The 15,306-nt window shown below is 62.0% G+C and carries 22 protein-coding genes; 16 read left to right on the top strand and 6 right to left on the bottom strand.

The features are described 5' to 3' along the window. Positions 1–41 precede the first annotated feature (41 nt). Together CKW40_RS12790 and CKW40_RS12785 are read left to right on the top strand one after the other, a co-directional pair. Positions 42–656, top strand: coding sequence for a TetR/AcrR family transcriptional regulator (locus CKW40_RS12790; protein ID WP_095200212.1), 615 nt, complete (start codon positions 42–44; stop codon positions 654–656). Between the two features lie 58 nt (positions 657–714). Next, positions 715–1,113, top strand: coding sequence for a rhodanese-like domain-containing protein (locus tag CKW40_RS12785; protein WP_095200211.1), 399 nt, complete (start codon positions 715–717; stop codon positions 1,111–1,113). Between the two features lie 7 nt (positions 1,114–1,120). Here the strand turns inward: CKW40_RS12785 and CKW40_RS12780 are convergent, their stop codons facing one another. Beyond that, positions 1,121–2,032 (bottom strand): alpha/beta hydrolase, encoded by a 912-nt coding sequence (locus CKW40_RS12780; protein ID WP_095200210.1) that lies wholly within the window; start codon positions 2,030–2,032, stop codon positions 1,121–1,123. Positions 2,033–2,079: 47 nt separating this feature from the next. On the opposite strand from CKW40_RS12780, the gene CKW40_RS12775 reads away from it, so the two are divergent. Continuing rightward, positions 2,080–2,532: a MarR family winged helix-turn-helix transcriptional regulator gene (locus CKW40_RS12775; protein ID WP_056587725.1), complete on the top strand. Its 453-nt coding sequence runs from the start codon at positions 2,080–2,082 to the stop codon at positions 2,530–2,532. Between the two features lie 12 nt (positions 2,533–2,544). On the opposite strand, the gene CKW40_RS12770 is transcribed toward CKW40_RS12775, so the two are convergent. Then, positions 2,545–3,156 carry a pyridoxamine 5'-phosphate oxidase family protein gene (locus tag CKW40_RS12770; protein ID WP_095200209.1) on the bottom strand — a complete coding sequence of 204 codons (612 nt, stop codon included), beginning with the start codon at positions 3,154–3,156 and terminating at the stop codon, positions 2,545–2,547. Between the two features lie 66 nt (positions 3,157–3,222). Further along, the gene (locus tag CKW40_RS12765) at positions 3,223–3,576 is read right to left on the bottom strand and encodes a gamma-butyrobetaine hydroxylase family protein (RefSeq protein WP_095200208.1); all 354 of its coding nucleotides are present in this window, start codon (positions 3,574–3,576) and stop codon (positions 3,223–3,225) included. Between the two features lie 196 nt (positions 3,577–3,772). Between CKW40_RS12765 and moaA the strand changes: the two genes are divergently transcribed. The 13 genes from moaA (at position 3,773) to CKW40_RS12700 (ending at position 13,444) form a co-directional block, all read left to right on the top strand. Further along, positions 3,773–4,768 (top strand): GTP 3',8-cyclase MoaA, encoded by a 996-nt coding sequence (gene moaA, locus CKW40_RS12760; RefSeq protein ID WP_095200207.1) that lies wholly within the window; start codon positions 3,773–3,775, stop codon positions 4,766–4,768. A 55-nt stretch (positions 4,769–4,823) separates the two neighbouring features. Next, positions 4,824–5,297 carry a hypothetical protein gene (locus CKW40_RS12755; protein ID WP_095200206.1) on the top strand — a complete coding sequence of 158 codons (474 nt, stop codon included), beginning with the start codon at positions 4,824–4,826 and terminating at the stop codon, positions 5,295–5,297. A gap of 119 nt (positions 5,298–5,416) precedes the next feature. Further along, complete coding sequence (locus tag CKW40_RS12750) at positions 5,417–5,776, top strand: hypothetical protein (protein ID WP_095200205.1); 360 nt, start codon at positions 5,417–5,419, stop codon at positions 5,774–5,776. Between the two features lie 182 nt (positions 5,777–5,958). Then, complete coding sequence (locus CKW40_RS12745) at positions 5,959–6,879, top strand: DMT family transporter (protein ID WP_095200325.1); 921 nt, start codon at positions 5,959–5,961, stop codon at positions 6,877–6,879. A gap of 43 nt (positions 6,880–6,922) precedes the next feature. Then, positions 6,923–7,549: a molybdenum cofactor guanylyltransferase MobA gene (mobA, locus tag CKW40_RS12740; protein WP_095200204.1), complete on the top strand. Its 627-nt coding sequence runs from the start codon at positions 6,923–6,925 to the stop codon at positions 7,547–7,549. Further along, entirely contained in the window at positions 7,546–8,049 is a 504-nt protein-coding gene (gene mobB / locus CKW40_RS12735) for a molybdopterin-guanine dinucleotide biosynthesis protein B (protein WP_095200203.1), read from the top strand. Before mobA ends, mobB begins: the two co-directional genes overlap by 4 nt. Positions 8,050–8,207: 158 nt before the next feature. Further along, positions 8,208–8,993 carry an ABC transporter substrate-binding protein gene (locus CKW40_RS12730; protein WP_095200202.1) on the top strand — a complete coding sequence of 262 codons (786 nt, stop codon included), beginning with the start codon at positions 8,208–8,210 and terminating at the stop codon, positions 8,991–8,993. A gap of 78 nt (positions 8,994–9,071) precedes the next feature. Next, positions 9,072–9,791 (top strand): ABC transporter permease, encoded by a 720-nt coding sequence (locus CKW40_RS12725; RefSeq protein WP_095200201.1) that lies wholly within the window; start codon positions 9,072–9,074, stop codon positions 9,789–9,791. Beyond that, a complete protein-coding gene (locus tag CKW40_RS12720; protein WP_095200200.1) occupies positions 9,788–10,609 on the top strand; it encodes an ABC transporter permease in 822 nt (273 codons plus the stop codon). Before CKW40_RS12725 ends, CKW40_RS12720 begins: the two co-directional genes overlap by 4 nt. Before the next feature lie 107 nt (positions 10,610–10,716). Continuing rightward, positions 10,717–11,586: an NAD(P)-dependent oxidoreductase gene (locus CKW40_RS12715; protein WP_095200199.1), complete on the top strand. Its 870-nt coding sequence runs from the start codon at positions 10,717–10,719 to the stop codon at positions 11,584–11,586. Positions 11,587–11,592: 6 nt separating this feature from the next. Further along, on the top strand, positions 11,593–12,297 hold the full coding sequence (locus CKW40_RS12710) for a DNA alkylation repair protein (RefSeq protein ID WP_095200198.1): 705 nt from the start codon (positions 11,593–11,595) through the stop codon (positions 12,295–12,297). Further along, entirely contained in the window at positions 12,257–12,835 is a 579-nt protein-coding gene (locus CKW40_RS12705) for a GNAT family N-acetyltransferase (protein WP_095200197.1), read from the top strand. The genes CKW40_RS12710 and CKW40_RS12705 overlap by 41 nt, the downstream gene beginning before the upstream one ends. A gap of 45 nt (positions 12,836–12,880) precedes the next feature. Continuing rightward, positions 12,881–13,444 carry a DUF3299 domain-containing protein gene (locus tag CKW40_RS12700; RefSeq protein ID WP_095200196.1) on the top strand — a complete coding sequence of 188 codons (564 nt, stop codon included), beginning with the start codon at positions 12,881–12,883 and terminating at the stop codon, positions 13,442–13,444. Between the two features lie 15 nt (positions 13,445–13,459). Here the strand turns inward: CKW40_RS12700 and CKW40_RS12695 are convergent, their stop codons facing one another. From CKW40_RS12695 to CKW40_RS12685, 3 genes are all read right to left on the bottom strand, one after another. Next, the gene (locus CKW40_RS12695; protein ID WP_006205209.1) at positions 13,460–13,951 is read right to left on the bottom strand and encodes an Lrp/AsnC family transcriptional regulator; all 492 of its coding nucleotides are present in this window, start codon (positions 13,949–13,951) and stop codon (positions 13,460–13,462) included. Between the two features lie 108 nt (positions 13,952–14,059). Next, positions 14,060–14,734, bottom strand: coding sequence for a uracil-DNA glycosylase family protein (locus CKW40_RS12690; protein WP_095200195.1), 675 nt, complete (start codon positions 14,732–14,734; stop codon positions 14,060–14,062). Then, positions 14,674–15,285 carry a glutathione S-transferase gene (locus tag CKW40_RS12685; RefSeq protein ID WP_095200194.1) on the bottom strand — a complete coding sequence of 204 codons (612 nt, stop codon included), beginning with the start codon at positions 15,283–15,285 and terminating at the stop codon, positions 14,674–14,676. Before CKW40_RS12685 ends, CKW40_RS12690 begins: the two co-directional genes overlap by 61 nt. Positions 15,286–15,306 lie beyond the last annotated feature (21 nt).

The following is a 15,306-nucleotide window of genomic DNA, read 5'->3' as shown; positions in this document are numbered from 1 at the left end:
GTCAACTCATTTATGTATCGATCAACACAGAAAAGAAGAACATGTCGGAAAGAGGCCGTCCCCGCACCTTCGATCGAACCGCGGCTTTGCGGCGCGCGATGGAGCTGTTCTGGGCCAAGGGCTATGAGGGCACGTCGGTCGCCGAGCTGACCGCGGCGATGGCTATCAATTCGCCCAGCCTCTACGCCGCCTTCGGCAGCAAGGAGGCGCTGTTCCTGGAAGCGACCGAATACTATACGCAAGCCGAAGGGACCGAGATCTGGGCCGCCTTGGACAAGGCATCGACAGCATGCCTGGCGATGGAGAACTTCCTGCGGCAGACAGCCAGGGCCTATTCGCAAACCGATCGCCCGCAAGGCTGCCTGATTGCGCTGGGCGCACTGCATGAGGACTCAAGCAGCGGTGCCATCTGCACGGATTTGCGCCGCCGCCGCGCCGAAAACCTCACGGCCTTGCGCAAGCGCCTGGAGCGCGGCGTGGCCGAGGGTGAATTGCCTGCCGACTTCGACTGCGGTGCCGTGGCGACCTTCTACGCCACGGTGCAGCACGGCATGTCCATCCAGGCGCGCGACGGCGCTTCGTGCACCGCGCTGATGGCGACCGTCACCGGCGCGATGGCTGCCTGGCAAACGCTGGCAGGCCCGGACAGAGCGTGACAAACGCTGGCCGTTGTGGTGGAAATTCAGATATGCGCGGTTGGGAGGAAACAGGCCTGTGAAGAAGGGGTATCGCGAACTGCTGGATGAGGCCAACGCCGAGATCGAAGTGGTTTCGCCTGAAGAAGCGGCAGGACTGCTCGAGGACGAGGACACCATCTTCGTCGACCTGCGTGATCCGCGCGAAGTAGAGCGCGATGGGAAAATACCCGGCGCAAAGCATGTCACTCGCGGCATGCTGGAGTTCTGGATCGATCCCGAAAGCCCCTATCACAAGCCGTTCTTCGCCTCGGGCAAGAGCTTCGTTTTCTTCTGCGCCGGCGGCTGGCGCTCGGCGCTCGCCACCAAGACGGCGCAGGACATGGGACTTGCCCCGGTCAAGCACATCCTTGGCGGCTACACCGCCTGGAAGGCGGCCGGACTGCCCGTCGAGCCCGGCGAGAAGAAGAAAGCCTGACTGCGGCTCAATGCAGCAAGGATGGCTCGCGGTGCTCCGCGACGAAGGCTACGGCGCGTTCGACAACGCCCTTGTCTGCCAGAATGCGGCGATGGCCGAGCCCGTCGGCCCAGTGCAGCCGCACATGGCCGCCGGCGCCGGCATAGCGCTTTGCATGCTCGGCCGGCACTTCGCGGTCGTCAGGCGCGTGGATGACCAGGGTCGGCACGGGCGCCTGGGCGAGCTGTCGGTCGCCGGTGAATTCATGCAGCGGCCGGCCGGACAAATGTTGGACACGGTCCGCCATCGCGACCTGTGAACGCGGCCCGACATTAAGCATGCGGCTGAAATCGGCGAAGATCGCCGGCAAGGAGCTCGGCGCTGCGATCAGCACGAGACGTCCGGCCGTCAGCGGCGGAATGTTCTTGACCGAACCGGCAACGGCATTGGCGGCAACGGCGCCGCCGAAGGAATGCCCCACCGCTGCGACAAACGGGCCGAACCATTCGCCGGCGACCCGTACGGCCTCGACCGCATTGACCATGTTCAGGTGCCGGCCCTGCGAATGGCCATGGCCCGGCAGGTCAAGGGAAACGACCCTGTAGCCGGCCGCCCGATAGCCCTCGATCAAGGCGCGCATATATTCGGTACGCGAACGCCAGCCATGAACGACAAGCACGGTGCCGGCAGCCGCCCTGCCCGGTTCCGGCCGGAATTCGTGCACCATGACGCAGCCGGTTGCCGTCTTCAACCGATGATGGCGCGCCTCGGTCATGAACTCTGCGGCACGGCCGATGGCGCGGCGCTCGCCCTCGGTCAGCGCCTTGGTGCTCGGTGTGCGGCAGAACAACTCGAAAGCCGCGCGCCCGGTGATGCGTGGCGCGATATGTTCGGCCGCACCAAATACGCTGCGGATGACCTTCAGCCCGATTGATGCCATAGTGAGAATCCATCCATACGTTCAAGCATGAACATAATAGTTCAAAGATGAACAATAAACAAGAGCTACCCTGGGACAACCCGCGTTTTCGCAACTGGGTCGCGGTGGCGCGCGCCTGCCATGTGCTGGAGCGCACGCTGGCGGTGAAACTCGCGCCGCTGGATCTCAAGCCGGCGCAGCTCGACGTGCTGATGAACCTCTACCGCCATCCCGGCATGTCGCAGCACGACCTCGCGCGCAAGCTGCTCGTCGGCCGTTCCAACATCACCATGCTGCTCCCGCAGCTGGAGGCGCGCGGCCTGCTGCGCCGCGAAGGCGACGAAAAGGACAAGCGCATCTTGCGGCTCGCCTTGACCGAGGCTGGCGAGGCGCTGCTGATGCAGGCGCTGAAAGTGCATATGGCGCTGATCGAAAAGGCGATGAGCCAGTCGACACCTGAACAATGCGACATGATCGGCGAACAGATGCGCAAGATCTATGAGGTGCTGAAGGAAGCCTGACGGCCCGGTCACTCACCACATCGTCTTCTTCGCCCGCTCCGGCCATTCCTTGTCGTAGGCCTCGCCGTCGATGTTCTTGCGGCTGGTGACTTCCAGGATTTTTCCGGGCGTCGGCAGCGATTTCGGATCGACATGTTTGGCCGGATTCCAAAGCTCGGACCGCACGATGGCGCGGGCGCACTGGAAGTAGACCGAATCGACGTCGATGACGGTCACCGAGCGCGCCGCTTTGCCGTCGACCATGAAGGACGCGCACAGTGCGGCGTCCGTGGTGATATGCGCCCGGCCGTTGATGCGCAGCGTCGTGCCGGAGCCCGGCACCAGGAACAGCAGCCCGACACGCGAATCCCGGATGATGTTTTTCAGCGAATCGGCGCGATTATTGCCGCGCCGGTCCGGCATCATCAGCGTCCTGGGATCAACGATGCGCACGAAGCCGGCGAGATCGCCTCGCGGCGAACAGTCCAGTCCCTCCGGGCCGCTGGTGGCAAGCGCGACAAAGGGCGAGGCTTCGATGAAGGCGGCATAATCGGGAATGACGTGGTCGAGTTCCTTGACCAGTGAAGCTTCGCCAGGAAAGCCATAGAGCGCTTCGAGCTGTTCGACCGTGGTGATGAGCGACATCTTTTCGTCTCCGAACCTTTGCCGGCGCTACTCCACATCGATGACGTTTTGACGACAGCGATTGGATCAGCGATCGCGGCTCAAGCCTTTTTCCGCAAGCTCCGCGAGATAGGCATTCCAGCGCTCATCCTTCTCGTGGCCGAGCGTATGCAGATAGTTCCAGGTGAAAATGCCGGTGTCGTGGAAATCGTCGAAGGTGATGCGCACCGCATAGTTGCCGACCGGCTCGATCTTCAGGATGGCCACATTGCGCTTGCCGGGAACCGTCACCCGCTGCTCCGGCGAATGGCCCTGCACCTCGGCCGATGGCGAGGCAACGCGCAACAGTTCCGCCGGCAATTCGAATGGCTGGTGATTGGGAAAGGTGACCGACAGCAGCTTGCGGTCCTTGGAGACCCTGAGTTCTTTTGGCGCGGTCATGCTGTTTGATCCCGTGTCGATTGCCCTTCCCTACGCCGCTTCGCGCAAGGGGAAAAGTCCTCATAGGCCGACCGACACACCGTGTCGGCTCCGGGATGTTACCAAAGATCGAGAAGCGGTATCTTGAATGATGAGCTGGATCGTATCACATAGCTGTATATAACGACGCCGGTAACGGCCACGGAAACGCTCGAACATGAACATGATCGACCCCTTCGGTCGCACGATCAGCTATCTCAGAGTGTCGGTCACCGACCGCTGCGATTTCCGTTGCACCTATTGCATGGCCGAGGACATGACCTTCCTGCCGAAGAAGGACTTGTTGTCGCTGGAAGAGCTGGACCGGCTCTGCACCGTCTTCATCGAAAAGGGCGTCAGGCGACTGCGCCTCACCGGCGGTGAGCCGCTGGTGCGTAAGAACATCATGCATCTGGTGCGCCAGCTGTCGCGCCATCTCGACAGCGGCGCGCTCGAAGAACTGACGCTGACCACCAACGGCTCGCAACTGTCGCGCTTTGCCGCCGAGCTCGCTGATTGCGGTGTCAAGCGCATCAACGTCTCGCTCGACACGCTCGACGCCGACAAGTTCCACCAGATCACCCGCTGGGGCCATCTCGGCAAGGTCATGGATGGCATCGACGCCGCGCAGGCGGCCGGGTTGAAGGTCAAGCTCAACGCGGTGGCGCTGAAGGATTTCAACGACGCCGAACTGCCCGACATGATGCGCTGGGCGCATGGCCGCGGCATGGACCTGACCGTCATCGAAACCATGCCGATGGGCGAGATCGACGCCGACCGCACCGACCAGTATCTGCCGCTGTCGCTGCTGCGCGCTTCACTGGAGCGCCAGTTCACGCTGACCGACATTCCCTTTAAGACCGGCGGCCCTGCCCGCTACGTCCACGTCGCCGAGACCGGCGGCAAGCTTGGCTTCATCACCCCGATGACGCATAATTTCTGCGAAAGCTGCAACCGCGTCAGGCTGACCTGCACCGGCACGCTCTATATGTGCCTTGGCCAGGAAGATGCCGCCGACCTGCGCGCGCCCTTGCGCGCATCCGAAGGCAACGAACTGGTCGCCGAAGCGATCGACGAGGCCATCGGTCGCAAGCCGAAAGGCCATGATTTCATCATCGACCGCCGCACCAGCCGCCCCTCGGTGTCACGGCATATGAGCGTCACTGGCGGCTGATTTTTTCGAAAATTCATGCAACATCGCTTCTGGCTCTATTGGCTTCGAGGCGAGCATGCGGCGACGTTCTTCGTTCCTGGCGACTGTCATTATCATCGCGGCGACCAGCGCGATCGCCGCGCCTTCCACCTATGTGAACGAGCGCTTCGGCACCGTCTGCACCTTTCCCGATGAGATATTTGCCGATCGTCAGCCCGAGCCGGAAAATGGCGACGGACAGGTGTGGCTGAGCGCGGATGGCGCCAGCCTGACCTGCTCCGGCATCCTCAACGTCGATGATGACACGCCGAAAGGCTTTGTCGCCGATGAAAAGGCAAGCAAGGAACCTGGCTACACCGTCACCTACAGCAAGGTCGGCAAGAACTGGGCGGTGCTGTCGGGGATGAAGGATGGAAAGATCTTCTACGAGCGGCGTCTGTTCGGCAGGGATGGCGTCATCCGCACGGTCTGGATCGATTACCCGCCGGCCCTGAAATCGAAATACGACCCTCTGGTCGGGCCGATCGCCGGCAGCCTCAAGGGGCCGTGAGCATTTTCGGTCACATCCCAGAAAAAGTCCGATCCGCAAACGGTTGCCCGATTTACCGCCAGCATGTTCCGGCCTAGCTTTCCCCGCAGCGGAATCGTCGCTCACAGGGGGAATAAATCATGCGCAAACTCATTCTTTCTCTTGCATTGCTTGGCCTCACGGCCCTGCCCGCGGCAGCTCAGTCGATCGGCGGCACCTATACCGTCGCCGGCACCAATTTCGACGGATCGAAATATGATGGCGAAGCCACCATCACGCTGACCAGCGGGACGACCTGCGCGATCCACTGGGAGACGGGCGGCTCTTCCTCGGATGGCATCTGCATGCGCAATGACGACGCGTTCTCCGCCGGCTATGTCATGGGTAAGGATATCGGCCTCGTCGTCTACAAGGTCGAGGATGACGGCTCGCTGCATGGCCTGTGGACCATCGCCGGCAAGGAAGGCAACGGCACCGAAATACTGACGCCGAAGAAATAGGCATCGCGGAGACCAGACAGTTTTCGGGAGGCGGAGCCGTCTCCCGACCAGATTTGTGCCGAATCCAGGGCGTGATTTCGCGCCGGCTATGACGAATGCCCCGGTCCTGGCCCAGCCCTTTGCCATTGCGGTTTCGTGGCGGGCTGTTACAGGCTTGCTTGCCCAAGCAACCGGTGGATGTCTTGCCCCTTTCTCCAAATCTTCGCGGCGCGTTGTTCATGATGGTGGCGATGGTTGGCTTCACGCTCAACGACGCCATCACCAAATACTCTTCGCTATCGATGAACATGGCGCAGGTCATGCTGATCAGAGGGGCCTTTGCCTCGCTCTTCGTCGGCCTGCTGGCCTGGCAACGTGGCGCGCTTTCGCGGCCGCGCCTGATGCTGCAGCCTATGGTGGCAATCCGTGTCCTGGGAGAAGCGGGCGCCACCGTGTCATTCCTCGTGGCGCTTGCCCATTTGCCGATCGGCAGTGTTTCGGCCGTTCTTCAGGCGCTGCCGCTGGCGGTGACCATGGGTGCCGCGCTGTTTTTCGGCGAAGCGGTCGGCTGGCGACGCTGGCTGGCGATCGCCGTCGGCTATGCCGGTGTGATGGTCATCGTCCGGCCGGGCTTCGACGGCTTCACCATCTATTCCCTTTGGGCGTTGGCCAGCGTCGCCTGCTGCACCGTGCGCGATCTCTCCACCAAGCGCATCCCCCAAACCATACCGACGATGCTGGTCTCGACCGCGACCGCACTGGCAATGACCGTCGTCGGCGCGGTGCTGTTGTCGCCGATGGGGGGCTGGACGCCGATGAGCGGCAAGAGCACGGCGCTCTTGGCGCTGGCGGCGGTGCTCGTGGTCATCGGCTACCAATCCATCATCATGGCGATGCGCTCGGGCGAGATCTCCTTCATCGCGCCCTTCCGCTACACGGCGCTCCTCTGGTCCATCTTGCTTGGCCTGATCGTCTTCGGCGACATACCGGACATGCCGATGATCGTCGGTGCGACAATCGTCGTCGGCTCGGGTCTCTATGCGCTTTATCGCGAACGCGTTGTCGGCCGGCGGAGAATCGTCGCCGAAACCACCGGGCCGGCCATGGCGCCGGATGGAATCTAGCCGGGTCTTGTGATTTCCGGCGGCTGGCGTACAGGCTCGATGCATGGAGCGAGATATTGCAGGGATCGTCCTGGCCGGAGGCCAATCAAGGCGCATGGGAGGCGGCGACAAGAGCCTGTTGCCGCTTGGCAGCGGCAGCGTGCTTGACCAGCTCCTGTCGCGCTTTGGTCCGCAGGTTGAAATCCTGGCGCTGAGCGCCAATGGCGATCCCGACCGCTTTTCCCGTTTCGGACTGCCTGTGCTCGCCGACACGATCGAAGGCTTTGCCGGGCCGCTTGCCGGAATCCTCACCGGCCTCGAATGGGCCGCGGCCAGCACGCCTTGCAAGGCGGTCGTCACCGCCGCCGCCGACACACCTTTTCTGCCGCTTGATCTCGTCGAGCGCCTGGCGGCGGCAGCCGGCGAACATCCAGGTTCGGTCGCCGTCGCCGCCTCGGCCGGCCGGCGGCACCCGACCTTCGCACTGTGGCCGACCGAATGCCGCGATGCCTTGCGGCATTTCCTGGTCGATGAGGACAACAGGCGGGTTTCGGCCTTCATCGAGCGCCATGGTCACGTCGAGGTGGAATTCCCGGTCCTGCAATCCACAGGGCTCGATCCTTTCTTCAACATCAATGTGCCGGACGATCTTGCCGAGGCCGCGCGGCTGTTGCAGAGCATGACATCATGAAAATCTTCGGCATTACCGGCTGGAAAAACTCCGGCAAGACCACACTGACCGAAAAGCTGGTCACCGAGCTTGTGCGTCGCGGCTGGAAGGTCTCGACGGTCAAACATGCCCATCATGATTTCGACATCGACAAGCCGGGCGCCGACAGCTTCCGCCATCGGCAGGCAGGCGCCACCGAGGTCGCGATCGTGTCCGGCAATCGCTGGGCGCTGATGCACGAATTGCGCGGCGAAGACGAGCCGCCGCTGGAGAGCATCCTCTCACGGCTCGCCCCGTGCGATATCGTGCTGGTGGAAGGCTACAAGCGCGAGACCCACCGCAAGATCGAAACGCGGCGCCTGGAAGCGAAGGACCGGACGCCGCTTTCAGCAGGTGATCCCAATATTGTCGCCGTCGCCGCGGATTTCGCCGTCACGGACAAGAGCCTGCCGGTATTCGACCTCGACGACGTAAAATCCATAGTCGACTTCATCGAGCGCACCACCGGCCTCGTTGCTTGAGAACTAACCTAACGGCAGAACCCCATTACCGATTTCGGTGGTTTTGCAGTTGCTTTTTTCTTGGAAAGAGTGGGAGTATCGCGCCAGCGGGCGGTCAAAAGCACCGCCCCACAGAGCCGTTTCGGAACGACGGCCGGGACCATAAAGAGAGGACTATCATGCGTATTGCACTGCGTATCGCGCTCGCCGCATCGGCTGCGCTGCTGACGCTCGGCGTCGCCCAGGCCCAGGAGAAGACCCTGCGGATCGGCACCGAAGGCGCCTATCCCCCTTTCAACAACCTGACCTCCGACGGCAAGCTCGTCGGCTTCGACATCGACATCGCCCAGGCGCTTTGCGACCAGATGAAGGTCAAGTGCACCTTTGTCGCCCAGGACTGGGACGGCATCATCCCCGCACTTCAGGCCGGCAAGTTCGACGCCATCGTCGCCTCGATGTCGATCACGCCGGAGCGCAAGGAGAAGGTCGACTTCTCGCACAAATACTACAACACGCCTTCTGCGCTTGCCGTGCCGAAAGACTCGACCCTGAAGGGCGTGACCAAGGCGGATCTCGCCGGCAAGACCATCGGTGTCGCCACGACGACCACCCATTTCAACTATGCCTCGAAGACCTACACCGACAGCACCGTGAAGGGCTACCCGAGCAGCCCCGAGGAGCAGGCAGATCTTGCCAATGGTCGTCTCGACGCTATCGAGGACGATATCGTCGTGCTGCAGCAGTGGCTGGATTCGCCTGATGGCGCCTGCTGCAAGATTCTCGGCCAGCCATCGCCGCAACCGGTCGAGATCTTCGGGCCGGGCGCCGGCATTGCCGTGCGCAAGGGCGAGACCGACCTGGTCAACAAGCTCAATGAGGCCATCGACGCCATCCGCGCCAATGGAAAATACAAGGAAATCAACGACAAGTACTTCAAGTTCGACGTCTTCGGCGCCGAGTCCTGATAGACAGGATCAAGACGGCGGGAAATTCCCGCCGTCTTTCTATTCATCCTAGGAACGCCGTGGGGATAAGACCTGTCGATGCCAGCCCAGAGCATATGGACACTTCTCAGTTGGGGACCCGATGGCTGGAGTGATGATATTGTTTATGGCGCACTGATCACCGTTGCGCTTGCGCTCGCCACCCTGCCGATCGGATTGACGATCGGCTTTTTCATTGCACTGGCCAAGCAGTCCGAAGAACCTTCGCTACGCCTGGCCGCCAACATCTACACCACGGTCTTTCGCGGCCTGCCGGAACTGGTGACGCTCTTCCTGTTCTTCTTCGGCGTGCCGATCCTGCTGCAGCATCTCATCCGGTATTTTCGACCCGAAGCGACCATCGACGTCAACAGCTTCGTCGCCGGCATGATCGTGCTTGCCCTGATCTTCTCGTCCTATGCCAGCGAGGTTTTCCTGTCGGCCTTCCGTGCCATACCCAAAGGCCAGTATGAGGGGGGTTATGCCATTGGTCTTTCCTACGGGCAGACAATGCGCCTGGTGATCGTGCCACAGCTGCTGCGCATTGCGTTTCCCGGCCTCGAGAATTGCTGGCTTAGCCTTTTGAAGGACACCTCACTGGTGTCTGTCGTCGGTCTTGCGGAGACGTTGCGCAACGCCGGCGTGGCCGCTCGTGTCACCAAGCATTCCTTCCTGTTTTACGGCGTAGCGGCTCTGGTCTTTCTTGCTCTGGCCGTCGTGTCGTCCTTCGCCACCAGCGCCATCTTGCGCTCGCTCGGCAAAAGGGAGGCACAACGATGAGCGCGACAGCCACCATGATCGAACGGCCACCACCGCGGGCCCGCGGTTGGCCGCGAAGGCGCGTCGTCGGCTACGGGCTGGTCTGCCTGTGGATCGCCTTTGGCCTCGGCATCGTCAGCTATCTCTTTTTTGCCTGGAACGCGGCCTTCTTCGCCAAATATGCGCCGGCCTATCTGCAAGGGCTTGGGGTAACGCTCGCGCTGGTTTCCATATCGATGGTGCTTGGTGCGATCCTGTCGGTGCCTGTCGCCTATGGGCGCATGTCCAGGAATCGCATCCTGTCCGGCCTTGCCTATTGCTACGTTTATTTCTTCCGGGGCACGCCGCTGCTGGTTCAGACGTTTCTGGTCTACTACGGGTTGGGGTCGTTCAGGCCTCAACTCCAGATGATCGGGCTCTGGGATTTCTTCAAGGACGCCTTCAACTGCGGCGTCTTCGCCTTTGCGCTCAACACCGCCGCCTACCAGGCCGAGATTCTGCGCGGCGCCATCGAGAGTGTGCCGAAGGGCCAATGGGAGGGCGCTGCCTCGCTCGGCCTGCACAAACTGCAGACGCTGCGCAAGATCATCCTGCCGCAAGCGCTGGTTGTTGCCTTGCGGCCTTACGGCAATGAACTGATCCTGATGGTCAAGGCTTCGGCGATCGTCGCCATCATCACCGTCTACGACCTGATGGGCAATGCAAAACTCGCCTTCGCCAACTCCTTCGACATCCAGTCCTATATCTGGGTCGCCTTGGTATACCTCGTGATGGTCGAGCTGTTGCGCCATGCCATCGAATGGATCGAGCGCCGGATCACCATCCATCTGAAACGCTGACGGGTTCCCATACTGTACCAGTCGATCGTGCCACAGGCGTCTTGACGAATTGAGCGCAGAGCCTAGAGCTTTCGCAACAATTTCGTTTTCGTCTGAAGGGCAAGCTCATGGCATCTGTGGCATTTCTCGGTCTTGGCGTTATGGGCTACCCCATGGCGGCACACCTCAGGAACAAGGGCGGCCACGACGTCACCGTCTACAACCGCACCAGGGCCAAGGCCGAGCAGTGGGTCGGCCAACATGGCGGCAGCCTGGCAGTGACGCCGGCGGAGGCAGCCAAGGACAAGGACTTCGTCTTTTCCTGCGTCGGCAATGACGACGATTTGCGCTCCGTAACGACAGGCCCGGACGGCGCCTTCAAATCAATGAAGAAAGGTTCGGTCTTCATCGACAACACCACGGCATCGGCGGAAGTCGCGCGCGAATTGGCGGCAGCCGCGCAAGCCGGCGGGTTCTCGTTTCTCGATGCGCCGGTTTCCGGTGGCCAGGCCGGCGCCGAGAACGGCGTGCTGACCGTCATGGTCGGCGGCGACCAGGCTGCCTTCGACAGGGCCAGGCCGGTCATCGACGCCTATGCCCGCATGGTCGGGCTGATGGGTTCGGCGGGCGCCGGCCAGCTGACCAAGATGATCAACCAGATCTGCATCGCCGGACTGGTTCAGGGACTGTCGGAAGGCATCCATTTCGGCAAGAAGGCCGGGCTCGACATCGAAAAGGTGATCGAGGTGATTTCCAAGGGTGCCGCTGGCTCCTGGCAGATGGAAAACCGGCACAAGACCATGAATGCCAGCAAATATGATTTCGGCTTCGCCGTCGACTGGATGCGCAAGGACCTCGGCATCTGCCTGGCTGAAGCCGACCGTAACGGCGCCAAGCTGCCGGTGACCGCGCTTGTCGATCAGTTCTACAAGGATGTGCAGGCAATGGGCGGCAAGCGCTGGGACACGTCTTCGCTGCTGGCGCGCCTGGAGAAGTAGGCGACCATGTCCCTGCCCGCTCCAGACTGGACCGCGCAGGATATCGTCGCGCACCTGCGCTCAATCGGCACCGAGGAAAACCGCGCCGGCATGGCACGGTTCGGCATCAACACGGCGACCGCGCTTGGCGTCGGCAATACGGATTTGCGGCCATTGGCGCGCAAGCTCGAGCGCAACCACGGACGGTCCCTGGCGCTGTGGGCCAGCGGCATTCGCGAAGCGCGGCTGCTGGCGGCTTTCACCGGCGAGCCGAAGAAGATCGCCATCGAAGAATGTCGCCGCTGGGCCGGCGATTTCGATTCCTGGGAAATCGTCGATACCGTCTCTGACCTGTTCGTTGACACACCGTTCTGGCGCGATCTGGTCGACGAATTCGCCTCCGACGAGCGCGAGTTCGTCCGCCGCACGGCCTTTGCCATGCTGGCCTGGGCGGCCGTGCATCTGAAAAAGGAACCGGACGCGACGTTCCTGTCCTATCTGCCTTTGATCGAAGTGCATGCCGGCGACGAGCGCAACTTCGTCAGGAAAGCCGTCAACTGGGCGCTGCGGCAGATCGGCAAGCGCTCGACGAGCCTGCACGCCCCTGCCCTTGCGCTGGCCCAGAAGCTTGCCGGCTCCCCGGACAAGACCGCGCGCTGGAACGGCAAGAATGCCGTGAAGGAACTGACCGATGCCAAAACGCTCGCGCGGATCGCCGCCAGAAAAATCTGACCTTGCCAATATCCGCTTCACCGAGGTGACGCCGGCAACACGCGGCAGCTTTGAGACTTTGTTCGAGCAGCCGGGTGCGCCAAAATACTGCTGGTGCATGGCCTGGCGGCACTCCGGCCGCGAGCACATCCAGAACGATGAGAAGAAGCGTCAGATGATGGCGCTCATCGATGCCGGAACCCCGGTCGGCATCCTCGCCGAGGTCGACGGCAAGACGGTTGGCTGGTGCTCGGTAGCGCCGCGCGAGACCTATCGCAGGCTTTCAAAGCAGCAGGACGACAGCGAGACCGGCGTATGGTCGATCGTCTGCTTCTATGTGCCAAGGGTTTTGCGCGGCGGCGGCCTTGCATCGGCCTTGCTCGATGCAGCCATTGACCATGCCTTCGCCAAGGGAGCGCGCATCATTGAGGCCTATCCGGTGGCCGAGGCGTCACCGAGCTACCGTTTCATGGGCTTTCGCGACATGTTTGCGGCGCGCGGCTTCCACGAGGCCGGCATGGCCGGTTCTCGCCGACATGTGATGCGTATCGAGCATTGACGTCATGGGCCTCGGCGTCTTTACTCGCCCGCAAAGGAAGCGGCCATGAACCATGTCAGATCAAGCTTGGCGCTCGCGGCCGCGCTGTCTCTTTCCGCTGTCGGCGCCTCGGCCGAGACCATGCACATCTTGTGGAAGGATCTGCGGCCGGCGAGCCAGGCGGTTGCCGAAGACGCTGGCCTGCCGATGATCGCGGCAAAATTGCCCGATCATGGCGAGACGCTGTCCGTCGGTTTGCAGGATAAGACCATACAATTAGCCGGCTATGCATTGCCGGTCGATCGTGACGGCGATCTCGTCTATCAGTTCCTGCTGGTGCCGTGGACGGGCGCGTGCAGCCACATGCCGACGCCGCCACCCAACCAGATCGTGCTGGTCACGCCGGCCCATCCCTACAAGATGTCGCAAGCCTACCAGTCGGTCGCCGTCACCGGTGCCCTGAAGCCGGACATGGAGAAAAGCCAGCTGTTCATCCTCGACGGCGTCAGCGTCATCCAGTCGGGCTACAGCGTGCGCAAGGCCGAAGTGGTCGGCGTCGACAGCGTGCCGGACACCATCACCTTGCCGGTGAATTCGCCCTGGAGTTTCCTCAACAAGAAGAAGAACTGAGTGGGTGCCGCCGGCTCAGGCGGCGTTGGCACCCGATTCCTTGTCCAGCACCATGTAGTCGAGCGGTATTTCGGTCGTGTATTTGATCTGCTCCATGGCGAAGGACGACGACACGTCACGGATCTCGATCTTGGCGATCAGCCGCTTGTAGAAGGCGTCGTAGGCGGCGATGTCAGGCACCACGACGCGCAAGAGATAATCGACGTCGCCGCTCATGCGGTAGAACTCGACCACCTCGGGAAACTCCTGGATAACCTCGGAAAACCGCCGCAGCCACTCATGGCTGTGCGAATTGGTGCGGATCGAGACGAAGACCGTAACCCGCACATTGACCTTTTCGTGGTCGAGAATGGCGACGCGCCGCTTGATGACGCCCTCTTCCTCAAGCTTCTGGATGCGGCGCCAGCAGGGCGTGGTCGACAGGCCGACTTTCTTGGCGACATCGGCCACCGCGAGCGTCGCGTCCTCCTGCAGGAGGCGGAGAATTTTTCGGTCAAGGCGGTCCATTAGAGGCTCCTGGAGGAATAGTTTATCTATACTCCCTCTTATTCCAGGCTTTCACAAGAAAGAAATTCTGCCGATCACCACAAAAGCGAGTGATTTCTTGCTGAATGCCTAGCCGATGCGATAGCGGATTTCCGAGCGCAGGAAAGGCAGCAAATCCATTTCAAACCACGGATTCTGCTTCAACCAGCCGCTGTTGCGCCAGGACGGATGCGGCAGCGGCAGCACTTTCGCACCGACGGAATTCTCCCAGATGGCGCGCCAGTCCATCACCGTTTCCGTCAGCGAGGGGCGACGCGCGGCGCCCATGTGCCAGGACTGTGCGTAAATGCCGATCGTCAGCACCAGGTCGATCCGCGGCATCAAGGCCATCAACGGCGCACGCCAGGCCGGAGCGCATTCGCGCCTTGGCGGCAGGTCGCCGCCCTTCGCATCCTGGCCGGGAAAGCAGAAGCCCATCGGCACGATGGCGAATTTCTCGATGTCGTAGAATTCGTCGCTGGTCACATCAAGCCAGCTGCGCAGGCGGTCGCCGGAGGCATCGGTGAACGGCATGCCCGATAGGTGCACCTTGGTTCCCGGCGCCTGGCTGGCGATGAGAATGCGCGCGTTGGACGAGGGCCGCAGCACCGGCCGCGGCTCATGCGGCAGCGGCTTGCCGACAGGATTTTCGACGCAGATGCGGCAGGCCCGGACCTTTGCGGCAAAACTATCCAGTTCCACGCTCAAGCGGCGGCACTCGGCCGGCTGGAGATCGCCTGATGCCAACGCAGCACATTGGTGCATTCCTCCGGCACCCTGATGCGCGCTGGCTTCATGAAGTCGATCGCGATCAGGCCGGTGATATCGGCGATCGAATAGCTGTCGCCGGCGGCGAATTCCCGGTTTGCAAGCTCGCCGTCGAGGAGTTTCAGGAATGCGACCGCCTTCGGCTTGTTGGCCTCGCCCCATTCGGGGATCTGCGGAATTTCCCATTCCTTCATCGCTGGATGGATATGGCGAAAGGCCTGCGCGACGCAACTGAGGAAATTGAACTCCATCCGTCTCTGCCACATCTCGACCTGCGCCTTGCCGAGCGCGCCACGTCCAAACAGGGCCGGCTCCGGACGCAACTCCTCGAAATAACGGCAGATGGCGACGGATTCGGTGATGACGGTGCCATCATCAAGCTCCAGCACCGGCAGGCGCTGCAAAGGGTTGCGCGAGCTCACCGTTTGGCCCTTATGCTCCAGCGCCCCCATGTCGACGGACACCAGCGGAACCGTGATCCCCTTCTCGGCGAGGAAAACGCGAACCCGCCGCGGGTTGGGCGCCCGGCCACCGTCGAAGAGCTTCATTCGATCCTCCCTTTCTGTCCA

This window comes from Mesorhizobium carmichaelinearum, assembly GCF_900199455.1.
In the GTDB taxonomy this organism is placed as follows: domain Bacteria; phylum Pseudomonadota; class Alphaproteobacteria; order Rhizobiales; family Rhizobiaceae; genus Mesorhizobium; species Mesorhizobium carmichaelinearum.
The sequence above is the reverse complement of the archived record's forward strand: the minus strand, read 5'-3'. Positions and strand labels throughout refer to the sequence as shown.